16 protein-coding genes are annotated in these 19,833 nt (G+C 66.5%); 1 reads left to right on the forward strand and 15 read right to left on the reverse strand.

Features of this window, described 5'->3' with window-relative positions:
* Positions 1-22 precede the first annotated feature (22 nt).
* From mhpT to C7H84_RS29670, 12 genes are all read right to left on the reverse strand, one after another.
* Entirely contained in the window at positions 23-1,228 is a 1,206-nt protein-coding gene (gene mhpT / locus C7H84_RS29615; RefSeq protein ID WP_121862118.1) for a 3-(3-hydroxy-phenyl)propionate transporter MhpT, read from the reverse strand.
* Between the two features lie 226 nt (positions 1,229-1,454).
* The gene (locus C7H84_RS29620; RefSeq protein WP_121862142.1) at positions 1,455-3,371 is read right to left on the reverse strand and encodes a feruloyl-CoA synthase; all 1,917 of its coding nucleotides are present in this window, start codon (positions 3,369-3,371) and stop codon (positions 1,455-1,457) included.
* An 11-nt stretch (positions 3,372-3,382) separates the two neighbouring features.
* Positions 3,383-4,831 carry an aldehyde dehydrogenase gene (locus C7H84_RS29625; RefSeq protein ID WP_121862119.1) on the reverse strand — a complete coding sequence of 483 codons (1,449 nt, stop codon included), beginning with the start codon at positions 4,829-4,831 and terminating at the stop codon, positions 3,383-3,385.
* Positions 4,832-4,914: 83 nt separating this feature from the next.
* On the reverse strand, positions 4,915-5,745 hold the full coding sequence (locus C7H84_RS29630) for a p-hydroxycinnamoyl CoA hydratase/lyase (RefSeq protein WP_121862120.1): 831 nt from the start codon (positions 5,743-5,745) through the stop codon (positions 4,915-4,917).
* A 258-nt stretch (positions 5,746-6,003) separates the two neighbouring features.
* Positions 6,004-6,519 carry a MarR family winged helix-turn-helix transcriptional regulator gene (locus C7H84_RS29635; protein WP_121862121.1) on the reverse strand — a complete coding sequence of 172 codons (516 nt, stop codon included), beginning with the start codon at positions 6,517-6,519 and terminating at the stop codon, positions 6,004-6,006.
* Between the two features lie 193 nt (positions 6,520-6,712).
* Positions 6,713-7,615 carry an SMP-30/gluconolactonase/LRE family protein gene (locus tag C7H84_RS29640; protein WP_121862122.1) on the reverse strand — a complete coding sequence of 301 codons (903 nt, stop codon included), beginning with the start codon at positions 7,613-7,615 and terminating at the stop codon, positions 6,713-6,715.
* A gap of 51 nt (positions 7,616-7,666) precedes the next feature.
* Complete coding sequence (gene araH / locus C7H84_RS29645) at positions 7,667-8,686, reverse strand: L-arabinose ABC transporter permease AraH (RefSeq protein ID WP_121862123.1); 1,020 nt, start codon at positions 8,684-8,686, stop codon at positions 7,667-7,669.
* 35 nt (positions 8,687-8,721) lie between these two features.
* Positions 8,722-10,284 carry an L-arabinose ABC transporter ATP-binding protein AraG gene (gene araG / locus C7H84_RS29650; protein ID WP_121862143.1) on the reverse strand — a complete coding sequence of 521 codons (1,563 nt, stop codon included), beginning with the start codon at positions 10,282-10,284 and terminating at the stop codon, positions 8,722-8,724.
* A gap of 20 nt (positions 10,285-10,304) precedes the next feature.
* Positions 10,305-11,318, reverse strand: coding sequence for an arabinose ABC transporter substrate-binding protein (locus C7H84_RS29655; protein WP_121862124.1), 1,014 nt, complete (start codon positions 11,316-11,318; stop codon positions 10,305-10,307).
* 83 nt (positions 11,319-11,401) lie between these two features.
* Positions 11,402-12,331 (reverse strand): Gfo/Idh/MocA family oxidoreductase, encoded by a 930-nt coding sequence (locus tag C7H84_RS29660; protein ID WP_121862125.1) that lies wholly within the window; start codon positions 12,329-12,331, stop codon positions 11,402-11,404.
* Between the two features lie 31 nt (positions 12,332-12,362).
* Positions 12,363-13,292 (reverse strand): dihydrodipicolinate synthase family protein, encoded by a 930-nt coding sequence (locus tag C7H84_RS29665; protein WP_121862126.1) that lies wholly within the window; start codon positions 13,290-13,292, stop codon positions 12,363-12,365.
* A gap of 126 nt (positions 13,293-13,418) precedes the next feature.
* Positions 13,419-15,170 (reverse strand): IlvD/Edd family dehydratase, encoded by a 1,752-nt coding sequence (locus C7H84_RS29670; protein WP_121862127.1) that lies wholly within the window; start codon positions 15,168-15,170, stop codon positions 13,419-13,421.
* 114 nt (positions 15,171-15,284) lie between these two features.
* On the opposite strand from C7H84_RS29670, the gene C7H84_RS29675 reads away from it, so the two are divergent.
* Entirely contained in the window at positions 15,285-16,235 is a 951-nt protein-coding gene (locus C7H84_RS29675) for a LysR family transcriptional regulator (RefSeq protein ID WP_121862128.1), read from the forward strand.
* Between the two features lie 168 nt (positions 16,236-16,403).
* On the opposite strand, the gene C7H84_RS29680 is transcribed toward C7H84_RS29675, so the two are convergent.
* The 3 genes from C7H84_RS29680 to C7H84_RS29685 all read right to left on the reverse strand — a co-directional run bounded on the left by C7H84_RS29680 (position 16,404) and on the right by C7H84_RS29685 (position 19,399).
* Positions 16,404-18,140 carry a ShlB/FhaC/HecB family hemolysin secretion/activation protein gene (locus C7H84_RS29680; RefSeq protein ID WP_121862129.1) on the reverse strand — a complete coding sequence of 579 codons (1,737 nt, stop codon included), beginning with the start codon at positions 18,138-18,140 and terminating at the stop codon, positions 16,404-16,406.
* Positions 18,141-18,265: 125 nt separating this feature from the next.
* A complete protein-coding gene (locus C7H84_RS36615; protein WP_162999405.1) occupies positions 18,266-18,718 on the reverse strand; it encodes a hypothetical protein in 453 nt (150 codons plus the stop codon).
* 414 nt (positions 18,719-19,132) lie between these two features.
* Positions 19,133-19,399 (reverse strand): hypothetical protein, encoded by a 267-nt coding sequence (locus tag C7H84_RS29685; RefSeq protein WP_121862130.1) that lies wholly within the window; start codon positions 19,397-19,399, stop codon positions 19,133-19,135.
* Positions 19,400-19,833 lie beyond the last annotated feature (434 nt).

The raw sequence follows: 19,833 nt of genomic DNA on the forward strand, positions 1-19,833 counted from the left end.
CGCGCATTGAAAAAACGAAGCGTCAGTCGCCGGCTTGCGGGCGGCGAATCAGCACGAAGGCGGCGAAGGCCGCGACGAGCGTGACGGGGATGCTCGCGCCGATCACGACGGGCGCGCTGCGGCCCGCGGCCAGCAGCGTCGCGGCCGCGAGCGGCCCGACGACGGAACCGAGCCGGCCGACGGCCACCGCCGCGCCGACGCCGGTACCGCGCATCGCGGTCGGGTAGTAGATCGCCGCGAGCGCATACAGCACCGACTGCCCGCCGACCACGAACATCCCCGCCGCGAACGCGGCCGCCGCGAGCGACGCGAAACCGGGCGCGGCCGCGAGCGCGGCGAGCGACAGCACGATCCCGACATACATGCCGCCGACCACGCGCGACGCGCGCATCCGGTCGAGCGCCGCGCCGATGCCGAGTGCACCCAGCCCCGCGCCGACGTTGAACGCGATCTGCACGAAGCCGACGTGCGCGCGATCGAGCCCGCGCGACGCCATCAGCGACGGCAGCCAGTTCAGCAGGAAGTAGAGGACGATCAGCGTGCAGAAGTAGCTGACCCACAGCGCGACCGTCGACGTCGTGCGGCCGTCGCCGAATAGCGTGCGGGCGACGGTGGTGCGCGCGGCCTGCGTGCCGGCGACGTCGAGATACGCGCGCGATTCCGGCAGGAACCACACCAGCAGCGGCACGAGCAGCAGCGGCCCCACGCCGCCGACGTAGAAGATGTGCCGCCATTCGGTGTCGCCCGCGAGCAGCACGCCGATCAGCGACGCGATCACGCCGCCGAACGGGATCCCGCAATACATCGTCGCGACCGCGCTGCTGCGCGAGCGCGGCTCGACCGCTTCGGACGACAGCGCGATCAGGTTCGGCATCGCGCCGCCGAGGCCGATGCCGGTCAGCACGCGCACGACGACGAGCATCGCGAACGTCGATACCTGCGCGGTCGCGATCGACAGCAGGCCGAACAGCACGGCCGACGCGATCAGCACGCGCTTGCGGCCGATCCGGTCGGCGAGCCGGCCGCCGAGCATCGCGCCCGGCAGCAGCCCGAAGGTGCCCGCGCTGAACGCGATGCCCATCTGCGACACGGACAGCCCGAATTCGCGCGCCATGCGCGGCGCGGCGACGCCGACCGACTGCAGGTCGAGCCCTTCGAGAAGTGCGATCGCGAAACACAGCGCGAGCGTGGTCGCGACCGTGGGTTTTTCGGCAACGTAGGTGTTCATCTTGTCTCCAGTCCGATGTCTTGTAGTCGGTCGGCCATGCAACGACCACCGCGCGCCGCCGCCGGCCAACGGCGAAACGGCGCGCGAGGTGTCGTCGGAACGGCTTCCTTTATCAGGAAGCCTGATTCACTGGCCGCAAAAGCGCCTGCCGGTATCGTGACCGGCCGGTCGTTGTGGCTCCTTGTTGCTGCTTGCTGCTTGCTGCTGGTTGCTGCCTGGACCTGCGTTACGCGTAAATCACATCGGGATCGCGCCGCGCCGGGTCGTACAGCGCATCGATCGTCGCCGCGCGATGCTTCTGCACGGCCGCCTGGTTCAGCGAACCCTTGTCGGTCACTTCGCCGAGATCGAGCGACGGCGGCGTGTCGATCAACCGGATGCGCGCGACGAACGTCGAACCGCCGCTCGCGTTCCGGTTCAGCGCGGCCAGCCACGCCGCGAACGACGCGCGTACGGCCGGCGCGCGCAGCACGTCGGTCACGGATGCATCGGCGCCGAGCCCTGCCAGCCCACGGCACGCATCGACGCGCGGAAACACCAGCAAGCCGATGTCGTCACGATTGATCCCGGTGACCACCACGTCCTGCACGTACGGCGCGCCGCTCGACACCGCGTTCGCGCGCAACGGCCCGACGCTGACGAACGTGCCGCTGCTCAGCTTGAAATCCTCGGTCAGCCGGCCGTCGAACAGCAGCCCGAGTTCCGGACGCTCCGGATCGGCAAACACGCCCGCGTCGCCGCTGCGGTAATAGCCTTCGTCGTCGAACACGTCGCGCGGATCGACGTCCGCGTGCCAGTAGCCGCGCATCACGTTCGGCCCCTTGAAGCGCAGTTCATGCTTGCCGCCGCACGGCACGAGCTTCGCGTCGCAGCCGGGCGCGGGCAGCCCGATATAGCCGGAGCGCATCAGCGGGCCGGTCGTGAACAGGCACGACGGCGACGCCTCCGTCATCCCGAGGCCGGCCATGATCCGGATGCGCTCGCCGCAATGCGCTTCGGTCACGCGGTCGAGACGGTCCCACGCGGCCTGCGACAGCCCCGCGCCGCCGAAGAAATACAGCTTCACGCGCGAGAAGAACGTGTCGCGCAGTTCGGCATCGCGCTCCAGCGCGGTAGTCAGCTCTTCCCAGCCCTTCGGCACGTTGAAGTAGATCGTCGGCGCGATCTCGCGCAGGTTGCGCACGGTTTCGTCGAAGCGGCCCGGCACCGGGCGACCGTCGTCGATGTACAGCGTGCCGCCGTTGTACAGCGCGATGCCGAGGTTGTGACTGCCGCCGAACGTGTGATTCCACGGCAGCCAGTCGACCAGCACCGGCGGCTCGCGCGTGAGCTCGGGCATCGTCTGGCGCAGCATCTGCTGGTTGCTGCACAGCATCCGGTGCGTGGTCGGCACGGCCTTCGGCTGCTTCGTCGAACCGGACGTGAACAGGATCTTCGCGAGATGGTCGGGGCCGACCGCCGCGTGGATGTCGTCGATCGTGCGCGGGACCTTGGCGAGCAGGCGCGACAGCGGCACCGTGCGGCCCTTTCCGGCCGTGTTCGCATCGGCATCGGCACCGGCATCGGCATCCGCATCGCTTGCGACGATCAGCACCGCATCGGCCGGCAACGTCGCGTCGAGCGCACGCGCGAACGGCGCGCGTTCGGCGACGAACACCGCGCCCGGGCGCAGCACGCCGAGCGTGTGACGCAGCTTGCCGTAATCGGTCGACACCAGCGAATACGCGGGCGAGATCGGCGAGTACGGCACGCCGGCCAGCATCGCCGCGAACATCATCTGGAGGTGCTCGAGATCGTTGCCGGACAGCACCGCGAGCGGACGCTCCGCCGACAGCCCGAGATCGACGAGGCCCTGCCCGATCGCGCGGGCGCGTTCGAGCATCTGCGCGTAGGTGACTTCGATCCACCGGCCGTCGGCGCCGCGCCGCGCGGCCAGCACGCGGTCCGGATGCGCGTGCGCGCCGCGCACGAGGCAGTCGGTGATACGCGTCGGGTAAGCGCCGAGCGGTTCGCGTGAGCGCAGGTACCAGGTCCCGTCGTCGTCGCGGCGAATCTCGGCCGCGCCGACCGCGACGGCGGCCGCGCGATAGCGCACGGCGTCGGCATGTTGTCCGACCTGAGGCGGCGCCTTCTCTGCATTCATCGTCGGCTCGCTCATATCGGGTAATGCCGTGGCGCGGTCTGCACGGTGATCCAGCGCAGCTCGGTGAATTCGGCGATCGACGCACGGCTGCCGAAGCGGCCGTAGCCGCTCGCCTTCGTGCCGCCGAACGGCATCTGCGCTTCGTCGTGCACGGTCGGCCCGTTGATGTGGCAGATCCCCGATTCGATCCGGCGCGCGACCGCCATCGCACGCGCGATATCGCGGCTGAACACGCTCGCCGACAACCCGAACTCGCTGTCGTTCGCGAGCGCGACCGCTTCGTCGTCGCTGTCCGCGCGCAGGATCGCCACCACCGGTGCAAAGGACTCCTCGCGATACAGCCGCATGTCGCGCGTGACGCCGTCGACGATCGCGGGCTGCATCGTCGCGCCTTCCACACGGCAGCCGAGCGGCAGTTGCGCGCCATGCGCACGCGCATCCTCGACCAGCGACGCCGCGCGCGCGGCAGCCGACGCATCGACCATCGTGCCGAGCGGATGCCCGGCCTGCGGGTCGCCGGCAACGAGCGTGCGCGCCTTTTCGGTCAGCCGTTCGACGAGCGCATCGGCGATCGGCCGCGCGGCGATCACGCGCTCGGTCGACATGCAAATCTGCCCCTGGTTGAAGAACGCGCCGAACGCGATCGCGTCGACCGCCGCATCGAGATCCGCATCGTCGAGCACGAGCACCGGTGCCTTGCCGCCGAGTTCGAGCAGCACAGGTTTCAGGTGCGCGGCCGCATGACGCGCGATGATGCGCCCGACGTGCGTCGAGCCGGTGAAGTTGATCCGCTTCACATGCGGATGCGCGATCATCCGTTCGACGAGTTCGGGTGCATCGGCCGCTGCGTGGGTGATCACGTTGACGACACCCGCGCCGAGCCCCGCTTCGTCCAGCACCGCGCCGATCAGCGCGTGCACGCCCGGACACGCTTCCGACGCCTTCAGCACGACCGTATTGCCGCACGCGAGCGGCATCGCCAGTGCACGCGTGCCGAGGATCACCGGCGCATTCCACGGCGCGATGCCGAGCACCACACCGCACGGCACGCGCAGCGCGAGCGCGAAATTGCCGGGCACGTCGGACGGGATCACGTCGCCGTCGATCTGCGTGGTCATCGACGCCGCCTCGCGCAGCATGTTCGCCGCGAGCGTCACGTTGAAGCCGAGCCAGCCCGGCGTCGCGCCGGTTTCGGCGACACCCGTCGCGATGATCTCGTCGATGCGCGCGTCCATCAGGTCGGCCGCCTTCAGCAGCCGGCGGCGCCGCTCGGTCGGCGCGAGCGCGGCCCACGCGGGGAATGCGCGGTGCGCGGCATCGATCGCCGCGTCGACGTCGGCCACGCCGGCCGCCGGCGCGCGCGACGCGAGCGCGCCCGTCGCGGGGCTGAATCGGTCAAAGGTTCGCCCGTCGCGGGCGGTGCACCACTCGCCGGCGATCAGCATCCGTCTGTCGGTCATGTCGTCTCCTGCCTTGCCTTTCTCTTGCGATTACACCGGCGATTGCACCTGCAATGACGCCGGCGGCTGCGTCCGCGCTTGTATCAGCGCTTGTATGCCTGCAGGCCCGGCTTGATCGTCTTGTCGTCGAGGAACTGTTTCAGACCCTGCTCGCGGCCGCGCTCCGGATCGCGCAGCTGCGCCTGGTCGAGCTTCGCATACAGGTAATCCTCGCACTGTTCCCACGTGAGTTCGCGCGAACGCTTGAAGCCGTGCTTCGCCGCGCGCAGCACGACCGGGTTCTTGTCCATCAGCCGCGCGGCGAGCGCGATCGTCGCGTCGCGCAGCTCGGCGAGCGGCACGCTGCTGTTCACGAGGCCCATCTCGGCCGCTTCCGCGCCGGTGAACGTGTCGCCGGTCATGATGTAGTGCAGCGCGCGGCGATGCCCGACCGTGTCCGCCATCGCCTTGCTGACGAGGTTGCCCGGCGGGATGCCCCAGTTGATCTCCGACAGCCCGAACACCGCGTCGTCCGCCGCGATCGCGAGGTCGCACGCGACGAGCGGCGAGAACCCGCCGCCGAAGCACCAGCCGTTCACCATCGCGATCGTCGGCTTGTTGTACATCCGCAGGCGGCGCCATTGCCATTCCGACGCGTCGCGGCGCACCTTTTCCTGCAGCACGTCGGAGCCGCCGTCGATCTCGCGGAAATATTCCTTCAGATCCATGCCGGCCGTCCACGCGGCGCCCGCGCCGGTCAGCACCAGCACCTTCGCTTCGTCGTCGAATTCGACCGCGTCGAGGACGTCCAGCATCTCGCGGTTCAGCGTCGGGCTCATCGCATTGCGCTTCTCCGGGCGGTTCAACGTGACCCACGCGATGCCGGCCTCCACTTTCACTTCAACGGTCTGCCAGCGGTTGTCGTACTTGCTCATGTCTGTTCCTGTCGTTCGTTTTCAGTGCGATCCAATGCGATTCGGTGCGCAGCATTCCTGCTGCGGACGACTTCATTTAATATCAGGCTACCTGATATTGCAAGCGGCACGAACGCCGGTGTAAACCCGCAGCGGAACGCGGAGAAACGTCGGAAGAATCGGGGAACGGTGGGGCGCCCGTCGAGGGCGCCTGTGAAGCGAACGCGGCCGGAGCGGCCTGCTCCCGCACCCGCGTCGCGTGAAGATCGTGGAAAGCGGTCAGCCGCGCAGGTTGCGCGAGAACAGTTCGAGCGCGCGCTGCACGTGCGCGGCGTCGTCGGCCGAGATGTCGCCGAGCATGCGTGCCTCGAGCGGGCGCAGCACGGCTTCGCATTCGCGCAGCATCGCCGCGCCTGCGTCGGTCAGTGTCAGCAGGATGATGCGGCCGTGCGACGGGTCGGCTTCGCGCGTGACGAAACCGCGCGCGGCCATCACGCTCATCACCTCGTTCGCCGACTGCGGCGTGATCCACGAGCGCTCTGCCAGTTGCGCGTTCGACGACGCGCCGCGCGCCTCGAGCACCGACAGCGCCGTGTATTGCGCGAGCGTGATGCCGAGCGGCGCGAGCGCGTCGGTCATGTGACGGCGCAGCAGCCGGTCGAGGCCGCCGATCACGTAGGTCAGGCGCTGCGGCGCGCGCGCCTTCGGCTTGTCGCTCGTGGCGCGGGCGGCGTTCTTCGCGGTGGTCTTCGCAGCGTTCTTCGAATTCGCGGGCTTGGTCGGTGCGGAACTCATGGTGCGGGCGGGATGGAATTGCGGGCCATCTTACCAGCAGGTCGGGGGAGAACAGGGGTGTCGGGGTGTTCGAGGAAGCCGGACCGTCACCCTGCGCTCATGCATGCGCGGAAGACTGCGGACCGGGCCACGAGGCCCGCGGCGCTCGAGCGGGATCCCATGAACGGGACCCACCCGGTACGTGAAGCCGCGGTCAGCGGCGCGGCGCGCCCATGAACCGCGCAGTCGGCAACCCTGCGTAGCGCGTCTGCGCGACGAACACGCCGCCGGCATCGGCATCGCTCGCCAGCGCCTCGTCGCTCAACCCGACGCGCGCACTCGTCACATAAAGCCGGCCGTCACCGTCGAGCGCCACGCAGCTCGGCTGCGCGGTCGGCACCGCCACGCGATCCGTCTCGATGCCGTCCGGCCCATAGCGCACCACGCGCAAGCCGCCCCACTGCGCATTCCACAGCCCGCCGTCGCGATCCATCGTCGAGCCGTCCGGATCGCCGTGCGCATCGGTCAGCCGTGCGAACGCCCGCACGTTGGACACGTCGCCGCCCGCGCGGTAATCACAGACGAAAATCTCGCGCACCATCGAATCACAGAACGTCATCTGCGTGCCGTCCGGCGAGAACGCGATGCTGTTCGCGATCGCCGCCGCCGGCAGCGCGAGCCGCTCGAGCGTGAGGTCCGGATTGAGCCGGTAGAACCCGCCGACCGCGCGCGGCGGATCGCCGCCTTCGTCCTTCATCCCGAACACGAACGCGCCGTCCGGATCGCACCGGCCGTCGTTCAGCCGCGTCGGCAGGTCGGGTTCGACGTCGACGATCCGCGTGAACGCGCCGCTGCGCAGATCGAAGAACGCGAGATGCGTCGCCAGCCCGACGAGCAGCACGTCCGGCGCGTTCGTCAGTGCGAAGCACGCGAGCCGTTCAGGCATCGGCCACTGCGTGAGGGCCGAGCCGTCCGCGCGGCAGCGCCACAGCCGCGCCCCTTCGATGTCCGTCCAGTACAGCGCGCGCGTCGCGTCGCACCACGTCGCGCCTTCGCCGAGCGTATTGCGGCTGTCGACCAGCAGCGACGCCGCCGTGCCCGGTTGAGTCTGTTGCATGCCGTCTCCCGATATTGGTCGTATGTACAGGCGGCCGCGCGGGGGGCGAAGTCAGATCTTCATCGCGCGGCGCTGGTTGCGACGATACTGGTCGAACAGCACCGCGAGCAACAGAATTCCGCCGCGTATCAGATATTGGTAAAAGGTCGGCACGTTCAGCAGGCTCATCGCGTCCTGCACGGAGCCCATGATCAGCACGCCGACCAGCACGCCGGAGATCGTCGCGACCCCGCCCGTCAGCGACACGCCGCCGAGCACGCACGCGGAGATCACGCCGAGCTCGAGGCCGACCGACGTCTTCGGATCGCCGAGGCTCATCCGCGACGCGAGCATCACGCCGGCGAAGCCGGTCACGAGCCCCTGCAGCACGAACACCGCGATCTTGATGCGCATCACCGGCAGCCCCGCGAGCAGCGCGGCTTCGCCGTTGCCTCCGACGGCCAGCACGTTCTTGCCGAACACCGTCTTGCGCAGCAGGAAGCCGAACACGACGAAGCCGACGATGTTGCTCCAGATCGGATACGAGATGCCGAGGAACGACCCGCCGCCGAGCTCGAAGAAGCGCTCCTCGGAGATCATCACCGCGTCGCCGTTGGACGTGATGAACGCGAGCCCGCGCACGACTTCCATCATCGCGAGCGTGACGATCAGCGAATTGATCCGCCAGCGCGCGATCAGCACGCCGTTCACGAGCCCGACCGCGCCGCCCGCGAGAATGCCGGCCGCGGTGCCGAGCAGCACGCTGTGCGTCGCGGTGATCAGCGTCGATGCGACCACGCCGGAGAACGCGACGATCGACGCGACCGACAGGTCGACTTCGCCGAGCGCGAGCACGAACATCATCGTCACCGCGATCGAGCCGATCAGCGTGACCGACAGCAGCAGGCCCTGGATGTTGCGCGGCGTGAGGAAGTCCGGCACGGTCAGCGACAGCGTCGCGAACAGCACGAGAAACACCATCACGATGCCGGAGCGGTTCATCAGCTGCCAGATGCCGCCGCGCGCGCGCGCGGGCACGGCCGGGGCGTCCGGGGACGGGGAAGTGCGTTGGGGTTGCATTGCCTGGCTCATATCAGTTCAGTTGCTTTCCGGTTGACTGCACGCCGCTAGCGCGGCAGCGCGAGCTTGATCAGTGCGTCGGGCGTCGCCTGCGCCTTCGTCACCTCGCCCGCGATCCGTCCTTCCTTCATCACGATGATGCGATCCGCCACGCCGATCACCTCGGCCAGATCGCTCGACACGAGGATCACCGTGCGGCCCGCTTCCGCGAGTTCGTAGAACAGGTTGTAGATTTCCGCGCGCGCGCCCACGTCGATGCCGCGCGTCGGCTCGTCCATCAGGAACACGTCGATGCGCTCGGCCAGCCAGCGCGCGAGCACGACCTTCTGCTGGTTGCCGCCCGACAGCGCGCCGATCGGCGTGTCGCCGTGAGGCGTCTTGATTGCAAGCCGCTCGATGTATTTCTGTGCGAGCTCGCGTTCGCGCCGCGCGTCGAGCAGCATGCGCGCCGGGCTGAAATGACGGCGCGCACTGATGTTCAGGTTGTCGGCCACCGACGCGATCGCGACGATGCCTTCCTGCTTGCGGTCTTCCGGGCACAGCGCGATGCCGGCGCGCACCGCGTGGCGCGGGCTCGCGAACGCGACGCGCTTGCCGCCCAGCTCGACGTGCCCGCCGCTCGGGCGCGCGGCGCCGTACAGCAGCTTCATCAGCTCGGAACGGCCCGCGCCGACCAGCCCGAAGAAGCCGACGATCTCGCCGCGCCGCGCGGCGAACGACACCGGTTCCGACAAGCCGGGCCCGGTCAGCCCCTTCGCCTCGATGAGCACGTCGCCGGCCCTGCGCGGCCGATAGCCGTACACGTCCTCGATCGAGCGGCCGACCATGCAGCCGATCAGCCGGTCGCGATCGAGATCGGCGACCGATTCGAACGTCTCGATGCGGCGGCCGTCGCGGAACACCGTCACGCGATCGCACAGCGCGTCGACTTCCTCCATCCGGTGCGTGACGTAGATGATCGCCCGCCCGTCCGCGCGCAGCGACCGGATGATGCGGAACAGCTGCGTCGTCTCGCGCGCGGACAGCGAGCTCGTCGGTTCGTCGAACGCGATCACGCGCGCGTCGCGCATCAGCGCCTTGCCGATCTCGATCATCTGGCGCTGACCGATCGACAGATACTTCACCGGGATGTCGGGATCGATGTGCTCGCCGAGCCGCTCCAGCGCATCGAGCGCGCGCACCGCGAGGGCGCGCTCGTCGACCACGCCGAGCCGGCTCGGCAACTGGCCGAGCATCAGGTTTTCGGCGACCGTCAGCTCGGGCACCAGATGCAGTTCCTGGTAGATGATCGCGATGCCGGCCTCGAGCGCGGCGCGCGTCGACGCGAAGCGCTGCACCGTGCCGTTCAGCGTCAGCGTGCCGGCCTGCGGCTGATTCACGCCGGACAGCACCTTCAGCAGCGTCGATTTACCCGCGCCGTTTTCACCCATCAGCCCGTGCACCTCGCCCGCGCGCACCGACAGCGACACGCCGTCGAGCGCACGCACGCCCGGGAAGGTCACCGTGATGCCGTCGAGCGCGAGCAGCGCGTCCCCGGGCGGCGGCGCCGCGGCGCCCAGCGTGGCCGCGGCGGCGTCGCGGGATACGGCCGTGATCGTCTGCATCGTCATCGCGTCGTCGCCCCGCACGCTCAGATGCCGAGCTCGGCGCGCACGGCCTGCCAGTTCGCGCGCGTCATCAGCTTGCCGCTCGTCTGCGTATCCGCCGGCGGCGTCTTGCCGTTGCGGATCCACTCGACGAGGTTCTGCGTGCTGTCCTTGCCGTGGTTCGTCGAGCTGACCGCGATCGTCCCGTAGAAGCCGGTCGGCTCCTTCTTCTGGAATTCGGCGAACGCCTCGCCCGCGCCGTTGATGCCGACACCGATCACGTCGGCCGCCGGGATGTGCAGCTGTTCGGTCGCACGCACCGCGCCCAGCACGGTTTCCTCGTTCAGCGCGTAGACCACCCACTTCTTGATGTTCGGATGGCGCGCGAGCACCGGCGCGGCCGCGCTGAAGCCGCCTTCGTCGTCGGTCGTCTTCTGCGGCGCGTCGAAGATGTTGTCCTTGCGGAAGCCGTTCGCGAGCAGCGCCTGCGTCGCGCCGTCGGTGCGCAGCTTCGCGGTCGGCAGCTCGTTGTTGGTGATTCGCAGCGCGCCGACTTCTTCCGGCTTCCAGCCACGCCGCTTCATCTCGTCGGAAATTGCCTGGCCGACCTGGTTGCCGATCTTCGTCGCCGACATCCCGAGGTGCGGCACGTTCGGCAGCGGCTTGCCGGTCGAGTCGACGAGCTGGTCGTCCACCGTCACGAACTTCATGTTGTAGCGCTTCGCGCGCGACGCGATCGCCGGCCCGAGACGCACGTCGGGCGCGCAGATCACGAAGCCCTGCGCGCCTTGCGAGCCGAGGTTGTCGATCGCGGCCAGCACCTTCTCGCCGTCCGGCGTGCCGATCTTCACGACCGAGAAGTTCTCCTTCTGGCCGAGCGCGGACGCCGCGTTCTGTTCGTTGATGAACCATGCCTGTTCCGGCATCTTCACCAGGAAGCCGATCTTCAGCGGCGCGTCGGCGTGGGCGGCGCCCTGCATCCCGAGCGGCGCGATGCAAAGCGCGGCGAAGAGCGCGCGCAGCGTGTGTCGGCGGATCGTTTGGTTCGTGCGGTTCATGCGGTGTCTCCTTGTCTATTGGCTTGGGTCTTCAACTTCCGTCGTGTCGGGCCGCGCTCGCTGCGGCGCGCGCCGGCACGGTATCAGCGGCCGAACGCGTCGGTCCCGACGCGCCGCCCGAACAGGAACGCGTCGGCGACGAGCCGCAGCGGCCGCACGTCGACATCGCTTTCGCCGCGCGCGATCAGCGCGCGGAAATGTGCATACAGCGCCGGATACTCGCGTTCCGGCCCGATCTCGACCGGCTCGCCGCCGATCGACAACTGCGCGCCGCCGCGGCTGATCGCGAGCACGCCGTCCGACGTGTCGACCGCGATCTCCCACTGCTCGACGGGGCCGTGGCGCCAGTCGAATTCCGCACGCACGGGCACGCCGTCCGTATCCGCGCAATCGAGCTCGGCCGCGATCGGCATCTGCGCGTCGCTCGGCACGTAGAGCGTCGCTTCCCGCAGCACGAGTTCGCGCGGCAGGATCCGCGTGACGATCGACAGTGCGTTGATGCCCGGATCGAACACGCCGAGGCCGCCCGGCTCCCAGATCCACTGCTGCCCCGGATGCCAGCGGCGCACGTCTTCCTTCCAGCGCACCTGCACCGCGCGGATCGTGCGCGTCGCGAGCCACGCGCGCGCCGGCTCCACCGCGCTCGCGCAGCGCGAGTGCCAGGTCGCGAACAGCGTGAGGCCGCGTTCGCGCGCGAGCGCGTCGAGCGCGGCGACTTCACCCAGCGTCGCGCCCGGCGGCTTTTCGAGCATCACGTGCTTGCCGGCTTCGAGCGCGGCGCGGGCCTGAGCGTAGCGCACTTGCGGCGGCGCGCACAGCGACACCGCGTCGAGCTCGCGCTCGGCGGCCAGCAGCGCGTTCAGGTCCGGATAATTGCGTACGCCGTTGACTTCCGCGTGACGGCTCGCACAGGCGGTCAACGCGAAGCCCGGTTCGGCCGCGATCGCCGGCAAATGCTGGTCGCGCGCGATCTTGCCGATCCCGACCACGCCCAGCGAAATCACCTTGCTCATTTGCGTATCTCCTTTGCCATTCGCCATTGGCTCAATGCGCCCAGCGCAGCACGAGCGGGTCGAGCCGGCGCGCGATCGCGATCAGCTCCGCACGCGTGTCCGGGTGCAGTTCCGGCATCGGATGCCGCGGCCGCTCGCACGCGATCACGCCGCCTTCGCGCATCAGCGCCTTCGCGGTGAGGATCCCGGACTGGCGGTTCTCGTGATTGATCAGCGGCAGCCACGTCTGGTAATGCGCGAACGCATCGTCGTGCCGCCCTTCGCGGAACGCTTCGAGGATCGGCCGGATACCGTCCGGAAACCCGCCGCCCGTCATCGCCCCGGTCGCACCCGCATGCAGATCGGCGAGCAGCGTGATCGCCTCCTCGCCATCCCACGGCCCTTCGATCGCATCGCCGCCGAGCCGGATCAGCTCGCGCAGCTTGTTCGCGGCTCCGGGCGTCTCGATCTTGAAATAGGCGACCTGCTCGATCTCGCGTGCCATCCGCGCGAGGAACGGCGCGGACAACGCGGTGCCGCTCGCCGGCGCGTCCTGGATCATGATCGGGATGTCGATCGCATTCGACACGCGTGCATAGAAATCGAAGATCTGCGCTTCGGGCACGCGGAACGTCGCGCCGTGATACGGCGGCATCGCCATCACCATCGCCGCGCCGAGCTGCTGCGCGCGCAGGCTGCGCGCCGCGCACACCTGCGTGCTGTAGTGCGACGTCGTGACGATCACCGGCACGCGGCCGGCGACGTGTTCGAGAATCGTGCGCGTGAGCACGTCGCGTTCGTCGTCGGTGACCGCGAACTGCTCGGAGAAGTTCGCGAGGATGCACAGCCCGTCCGAGCCCGCGTCGATCATGAAGTCGACCGCGCGCTTCTGGCTCGCGAGGTCGAGCTCGCCGCTGTCGGAGAACGTCGTCGGAACGACGGGGAAGATGCCGCGATAGCGCGGCGTGCTGCTCGATGTCATGGTTCGGTCCTGCGTCGGCCTCGAAGGGAGGCCCTCAAGCGTTCACGGTTTCACATCACCACTTCGTTCGCGTTGCGCGGATCGCTGCCCGCGCAACGCCTGCCAGCCAGCCGGCCGGCCAGCCGCTCAATGCGAATGGCTCGGCACGTCCGCGCCGCGCGTGCCGACCAGGAAGTCGAGGTCGCACCCCTCATCCGCCTGCAGCACGTGATCGATATACAGCCGCGCGTAGCCGCCCTTGCCGAGCTGGCCGGCCACGCCCGGCGCGGCGGTCGGATCGACGTCCGACAGGCGGCGCTGCAGCTCTTCATCGGGAATATCCAGATGCAGCGTGCCGGCCTCGCAGTCGAGTTCGATCCAGTCGCCGTTGCGCACCGCGGCCAGCGGGCCGCCCGCGGCCGCTTCCGGCGCGACGTGCAGCACGACCGTGCCGTATGCGGTGCCGCTCATCCGTGCATCGGAGATCCGCACCATGTCCTTCACGCCCTGGCGCAGCAGCTTCGGCGGCAGCCCCATGTTGCCGACCTCGGCCATGCCCGGATAGCCGCGCGGCCCGCAGTTCTTCAGCACCATCACCGAGCTCGCGTCCACGTCGAGCGCTTCGTCGTTGATCGTCGCCTTGTAATGCTCGAGGTTCTCGAACACCACCGCGCGGCCGCGATGCTTCAGCAGCTCGGGGCTCGCGGCGGACGGCTTCAGCACCGCGCCGCGCGGCGCGAGATTGCCGCGCAGGATGCGGATCCCGCCGTCCGCGATCAGCGGCCTGTCGAGCGGGCGAATCACTTCTTCGTCGTAGTTCGGCGCTTCGCGCACGTTGTCCCACAGCGACTTGCCGTTCACCGTCAGTGCGTCCGGGTGCGGCAGCAGCCCGCCTTCGCCGAGCCGGCGCAGCACGGCCGGCAGCCCGCCCGCGTAGTAGAACTCTTCCATCAGGAAGCGCCCGGACGGCATCAGGTCGACGATCGTCGGCGTGTCGCGGCCGATGCGCATCCAGTCCTCGAGTTCGAGCGGCACGCCGATGCGGCCCGCGATCGCCTTCAGATGGATCACCGCATTGGTCGAGCCGCCGATCGCCGCATTCGTGCGGATCGCGTTCTCGAACGCCGCGCGCGTCAGGACCTTCGACAGCACGAGCCCTTCGAGCGCCATCTCGACGATGCGGATGCCCGACATGTGCGCGAGCACGTAGCGGCGCGAATCGACGGCCGGAATCGCCGCGTTGTGCGGCAGCGCGACGCCGAGCGCCTCGGCCATGCACGCCATCGTCGACGCGGTGCCCATCGTGTTGCAGGTGCCGGCCGAACGCGACATGCCGGCTTCGGCCGACAGGAAGTGGTGCACGTCGATCTCGCCCGCCTTCAGCGCTTCGTGCAGCTGCCACACGGCCGTGCCCGAGCCGATGTTCTTGCCTTCGAGCTTGCCGTTCAGCATCGGGCCGCCCGACACCACGATCGCCGGCACGTCGCAGCTCGCCGCGCCCATCAGCAGCGCGGGGGTCGTCTTGTCGCAGCCGGCGAGCAGCACGACCGCGTCGATCGGGTTGCCGCGGATCGCTTCCTCGACGTCCATCGAGGCAAGATTGCGCGTGAGCATCGCCGACGGCCGCAGGTTCGATTCGCCGTTCGAGAACACCGGGAACTCGACCGGGAACCCGCCCGCCTCGGAGATTCCGCGCTTCACGTGCTCTGCGAGCTTGCGGAAGTGCGCATTGCACGGCGTCAGCTCGGACCACGTGTTGCAGATGCCTATGATCGGGCGACCGTCGAACTCGTGATCGGGGATGCCCTGGTTCTTCATCCAGCTTCGGTACATGAAGCCGTTCTTGTCATTGGTGCCGAACCATTGGGTGGAGCGCAGCCTGGGTTTTGTTGCCGACATCGTCAGTCCTGTGGTGACGGGATACCGGCGCAGTATGGGCAGAATTTTGATAACTCGCTAATGACGTTTTAGGCGATTACGATATCGATTCCGATATCGATATAAACCCGTACGATGACCGAAGCCAGCCCGTGGGGAAACCGCAACCGCCTGAAGACCCGCCAGCTTCTGCTGGTCGTCGCGCTCGCCGACGAAGGCAGCATTCATCGCGCGGCGGCCGCGCTGAGCATGACGCAGCCGGCCGCGTCGAAGCTGCTGCGCGAGCTCGAGGAATCGATCGGCGCGGTGCTGTTCGAGCGCCTGCCGCGCGGGATGCGGCCGACACTCTATGGCGACGCGCTGATTCGCCACGCGCGCGCGGCGCTCGGCAGCCTCGACCAGGCGCGCGAGGAACTGGCCGCGCTGAAGGCCGGCCATCTTGGCCATGTGGCGGTGGGTGCGATCACGTCGCCGGGGCTGCGGCTCGTGCCGCCGGCCGTGGCCGCCGTAAAGGGGACGCATGCGAACGTGCGCGTGTCGGTCGCGATCGACACCAGCAACGCGCTGCTCGAACATCTCGCGCAGGACCGGCTCGACATCGTGCTCGGCCGACTGTCCGCCGAACACGACAAGCTGCACCTGCGCTACGAGCCGCTGACCGGCGAGCCGGTCGCCGCGGTCGTGCGGCCCGGCCACCCGCTGCTCGCGCAGGCGCCGCTGTCGCTGGCCGACGTGCAGCGCGCCGCGTGGGTAATGCCGCCGGCCGGCAGCGTACTGCGCCATCGCTTCGAGCTCGTGTTCCAGCGCGCGAGCCTCGCGCCGCCGGCGAACGTCGTCGAGACGGCCGCGCTGCTGTTCATCACGCAGTTGATCGAGCAGAGCGACATGATCGCGGTGCTCGCGGAGGACGTCGCGCGGTACTACGCGCGACACGGGATGGTCACGGTGCTGCCGCTGGAGATGGACTGCCGGATGGACGATTTCGGGATCATCACGCGCACGGATCGGCTGCATTCGCCGGCCGTCGAGGTGATGGCGGAGGCGATTCGGGCGGCAGCGCGGGATGTTTACGGGATTGGGGTGTGAGGCGGCGGTTTCGGGCTTCGCCGCCGCAGTCTGGATAGCAGGGTCGCCGTTCGTGGCTCTCCGACAAGAGCGCCATGTTCCATGCGGTCGGAAAAGCCGTCAGTTCTCGATCCTCGCCGCCGTCGTCTCAGACGACGGCGGGTCGAGTACCGGATTGCGCTTGCTTCATCAGAACTGTGCGGTAACCTGAAAGCCAACCGTCACGCGTGCCGTAGGAAACCCGGACGGCTTGTAGATCGGCGTGCCGGCAAACAGGTCGTAACCGTAGGCGCCCAACCGCGTCGCGACGCTGCCCTTCACGCCGATCACCGCGCCTGCCAGTTGCGTGCCTACGAGTGTGACCGGCTGCGGGCCCCACACGCGGCCGTAGTCGATGCCCGCATACACCGCCTGCCCGGTCTGACCGATCGGCGCCTGCAGTTCGTTACGCCAGTAGAAACCACGGGAGGCAGCCAGCATCGTCTCCCCGTCGAATCCGCGCACGGTGTAACGGCTGCCGATCGTCATGTCGTCGATGTAGTACAGCGTGTTGCCCGTGTACTGGCCGTGGAACGTCGTCACGTAGCGGAACGGCTGCTGGGCGATTACGAACGGCACCGACAGATTTGCGTCGAGCACGGCCATTTTGTAGCGGTAGGTCGGACCGCCATCTGCCGCCAGAATGTCGTCCTGCGCGCCGAATGCGCCGATGCCCTGCCGGTACGCGAGCGTGCCGTCGAATTGCGCGTTGCCGAAGTAATGGCGATCGGTCAGGCCGAACTCGACGAACGTGTTGTTACGGCGCTGCTGCGGAATTTCCGTGTCTTCGATGAAGCTTTGCCCGAACCGGCGCGACAGGCGAAACTGCGCGCCGAACACGTCGTTCTGGCTGCGCGACAGCACGCGGTTCAGCTTGAAATCGACCGTCTTCGAATTGCCACTCGCGATGAACGTCTGGTTCACGCCGGCGATCTGTTGGTAGTACGTGTTCGTGTACGCGGAGAGCGTCGCGGTCCAGTAGCCCCACGGGATCGAGTAGAAGCCGTTCCAGCCATGCGAGCCGAGCCGCTTGTCGCCTAATTCGAGATCCTGGCTCACGCCGATGTTGAAGATGTCGTTCAGGCCGAGCGGGTTATCGATGCCGAGCGACAGATTGCCCTGCAGGCGGCCGGTCGCGCGCGTGCCCGAGTTGTCGATCGAGGCGACGACTGTCCACGGTTTGCTGCGCTTCACGTCGAGTACCACGTCGCTTTCGCCGGGTACGTCGGCTGGGACGATTTGCATCGAGACGTCCTGGCTCGTCACGCGCTTCATCTGTTCGAGGCCCTGCTCGAGGTCGCGCAAGTTCAGCAGTTCGCCGTCGCGCGTCGGGAAGGCGGTTTTCCACGTGCCTCGGAGCTTCTCGTCGGCGAAACGCACGTGGCGGATCACGCCGGGGATCAGCGAAAACTTGAGAGTGCCGGTCGACAGGTCCTGTTCGGGCAGCAGCACCCGCGTCGTGACATATCCGCGCGCCAGGATTGCTTGCGACAGACCCTTGACCAACACGTCAATGCCTTGCTTGCCGACGCACGCGCCCGAGGAATGGTCGAGCCATTCGCGCGCGAAGGCGAAGCGATCCATGGGTAATGCCGATGCGCCTTGCGATTTCAGGGAAGCGGGCAGCGCATCGGGTACGCCAAGGGTGAAACGCTCAATCCGAAAGCACGGCGTTTCCGATGGCAGCGTCGGATATTCTGCATTCGCCACCACTTCCGAGCGCACCCCGGGCGCGGAGACTGCTCGTTCCCGCTCTCGTGCTTCTTCCTGCTGTCGGGTTTGCTGGTCGTTGCCCGGAATGATCGGGCGCGGAGCCTCTTGTGCCGACACACTGGTCGCGATAAACAGCAGTACCGCTGCAGAATTACTCCGACGACTAGCTCTCATATTTTTCTATACGTTCAATCGCGAACTGCGATTTTTTATCGAAATCGCCTAAATGCCACAACCACCCACCAGCTGCTTCGCGAGCGTCTTTTCTTCCGGATGCAGCCACCGGTTAAACCGATCATCTATTCAACTCTCAGCAACGAAAAATCGATGATAGGTCTGCCGTATCCTTCATATGAGGAGTAGTGATATGATTTTTCTGTAATTTCAATATTTTTTGGATAAATTTCATTCAAACCAAATTTTGACTCTTTTGAAAGAGTAAATTGCCCCACCCCCTTCAGAGTTTCCAGATTCCCGCACGTTAACGACGAAAATTCTCCATCCTTGGCCCGTAATCCACGACACTCTTGCGGCGCACTCCAAAATTCAAATTCCTTTTCATTTTTATCAAAAAATCTCAGCACAGGATTTCCTTGGTCACTACGCACCAATTTCAATATTGAAATATTGGGGTTGGCTTTCGACGACTTCCCTACCACCTTATATGTTCCATAAAGACGCTGCAAATCACCTTCCGCGGTACCAGAAAGCACCGTATTTACCTCGGAATATTTTCTCTTCATCCACTCCATCCGGGTGTCCGGAAAAGATGAACACGCAGCAATCAAAATAAAAGCATTCAACGCAACAAATATCTTAAATTTCCGCATAAATTCGACCCCATTATTTAATTCGATAACACATAATTACATGCAACTCGCGCAATCCATTTTCATACTAGCGTCCCGATCTCTTTTTTTCGACGAACCACGTCACAGTGCCCGCGAACAAACTAAACAGCACTACAAACACTGCCATTCAGCCCGCACGGTTCCATGTCGGTAATTGATATGGAATGTCGTTAAACAACCAGAGCTCTGTGGGACCTGCGGAAAGTTCACGCACCGATCTTCTCTTGCGCAGCACCGCCCAAAGCACCTCCAGCCTATGATGGAAACGTACACAACCAGCCCGGCAACTATCGAGCTCTGTTTTCACACTAGCGGCTAATTCGGATGATCTGATTCGTCCTCCTTTACTTTGTAGCTATCCCGTGCCTTCTTGTAGCTATTTTCGAAAGGCTTTATTTTCAGTAAACGGGAACGGCTACTTAAACCACCGATAGCCATAATCAAGAATCCAAGTAACGCTAAAAAAACACTCCAAATCGAAGGAGGCGCATATTTGAATGTCACATACGATATCCCAATACCCACCACAATCAAGGTCGTACACACCCATCCGGTCAGGTTGCCATCGTCGATAAATTTCATTTTTTTGCCGATTGGTTACTGATGCGGTTCCAAGAAGAATTTATGAAATCTTGAATAGATTTAGAAAAACCACTGTCGTTGAACTTGTTTGCAGCCTCATTGATCGCGGGACTAGCTAGCGGAGGCTTTGTAGAGAGGCGATCTGAAATCATGGCGCTGCCACTATCGCAGTTGCCTGTTAAACCGATCGACGTTGTACCCTGAGAAAGCGTCCGCTTGACCGCCCACGACACCGCCCGCCCCCGTCGCAAGCGCATTCGCCACGATGTTGCCCAGCGCCTGATTCATATTGGCGTTGCCAGTCGGATCACTGCCTGCGATTGCGCTGCTCAGTTCGTTCAGCTTGCCCGACGCGATTGATACAATCACCGCGCCGGCTGCGCCACCTACTGCGTTGCCGCTCGCCGGTCCGCAGTGCCGCGCCGGCACCTTGC

The organism is Burkholderia sp. Nafp2/4-1b, assembly GCF_003635165.1.
GTDB lineage: Bacteria > Pseudomonadota > Gammaproteobacteria > Burkholderiales > Burkholderiaceae > Burkholderia.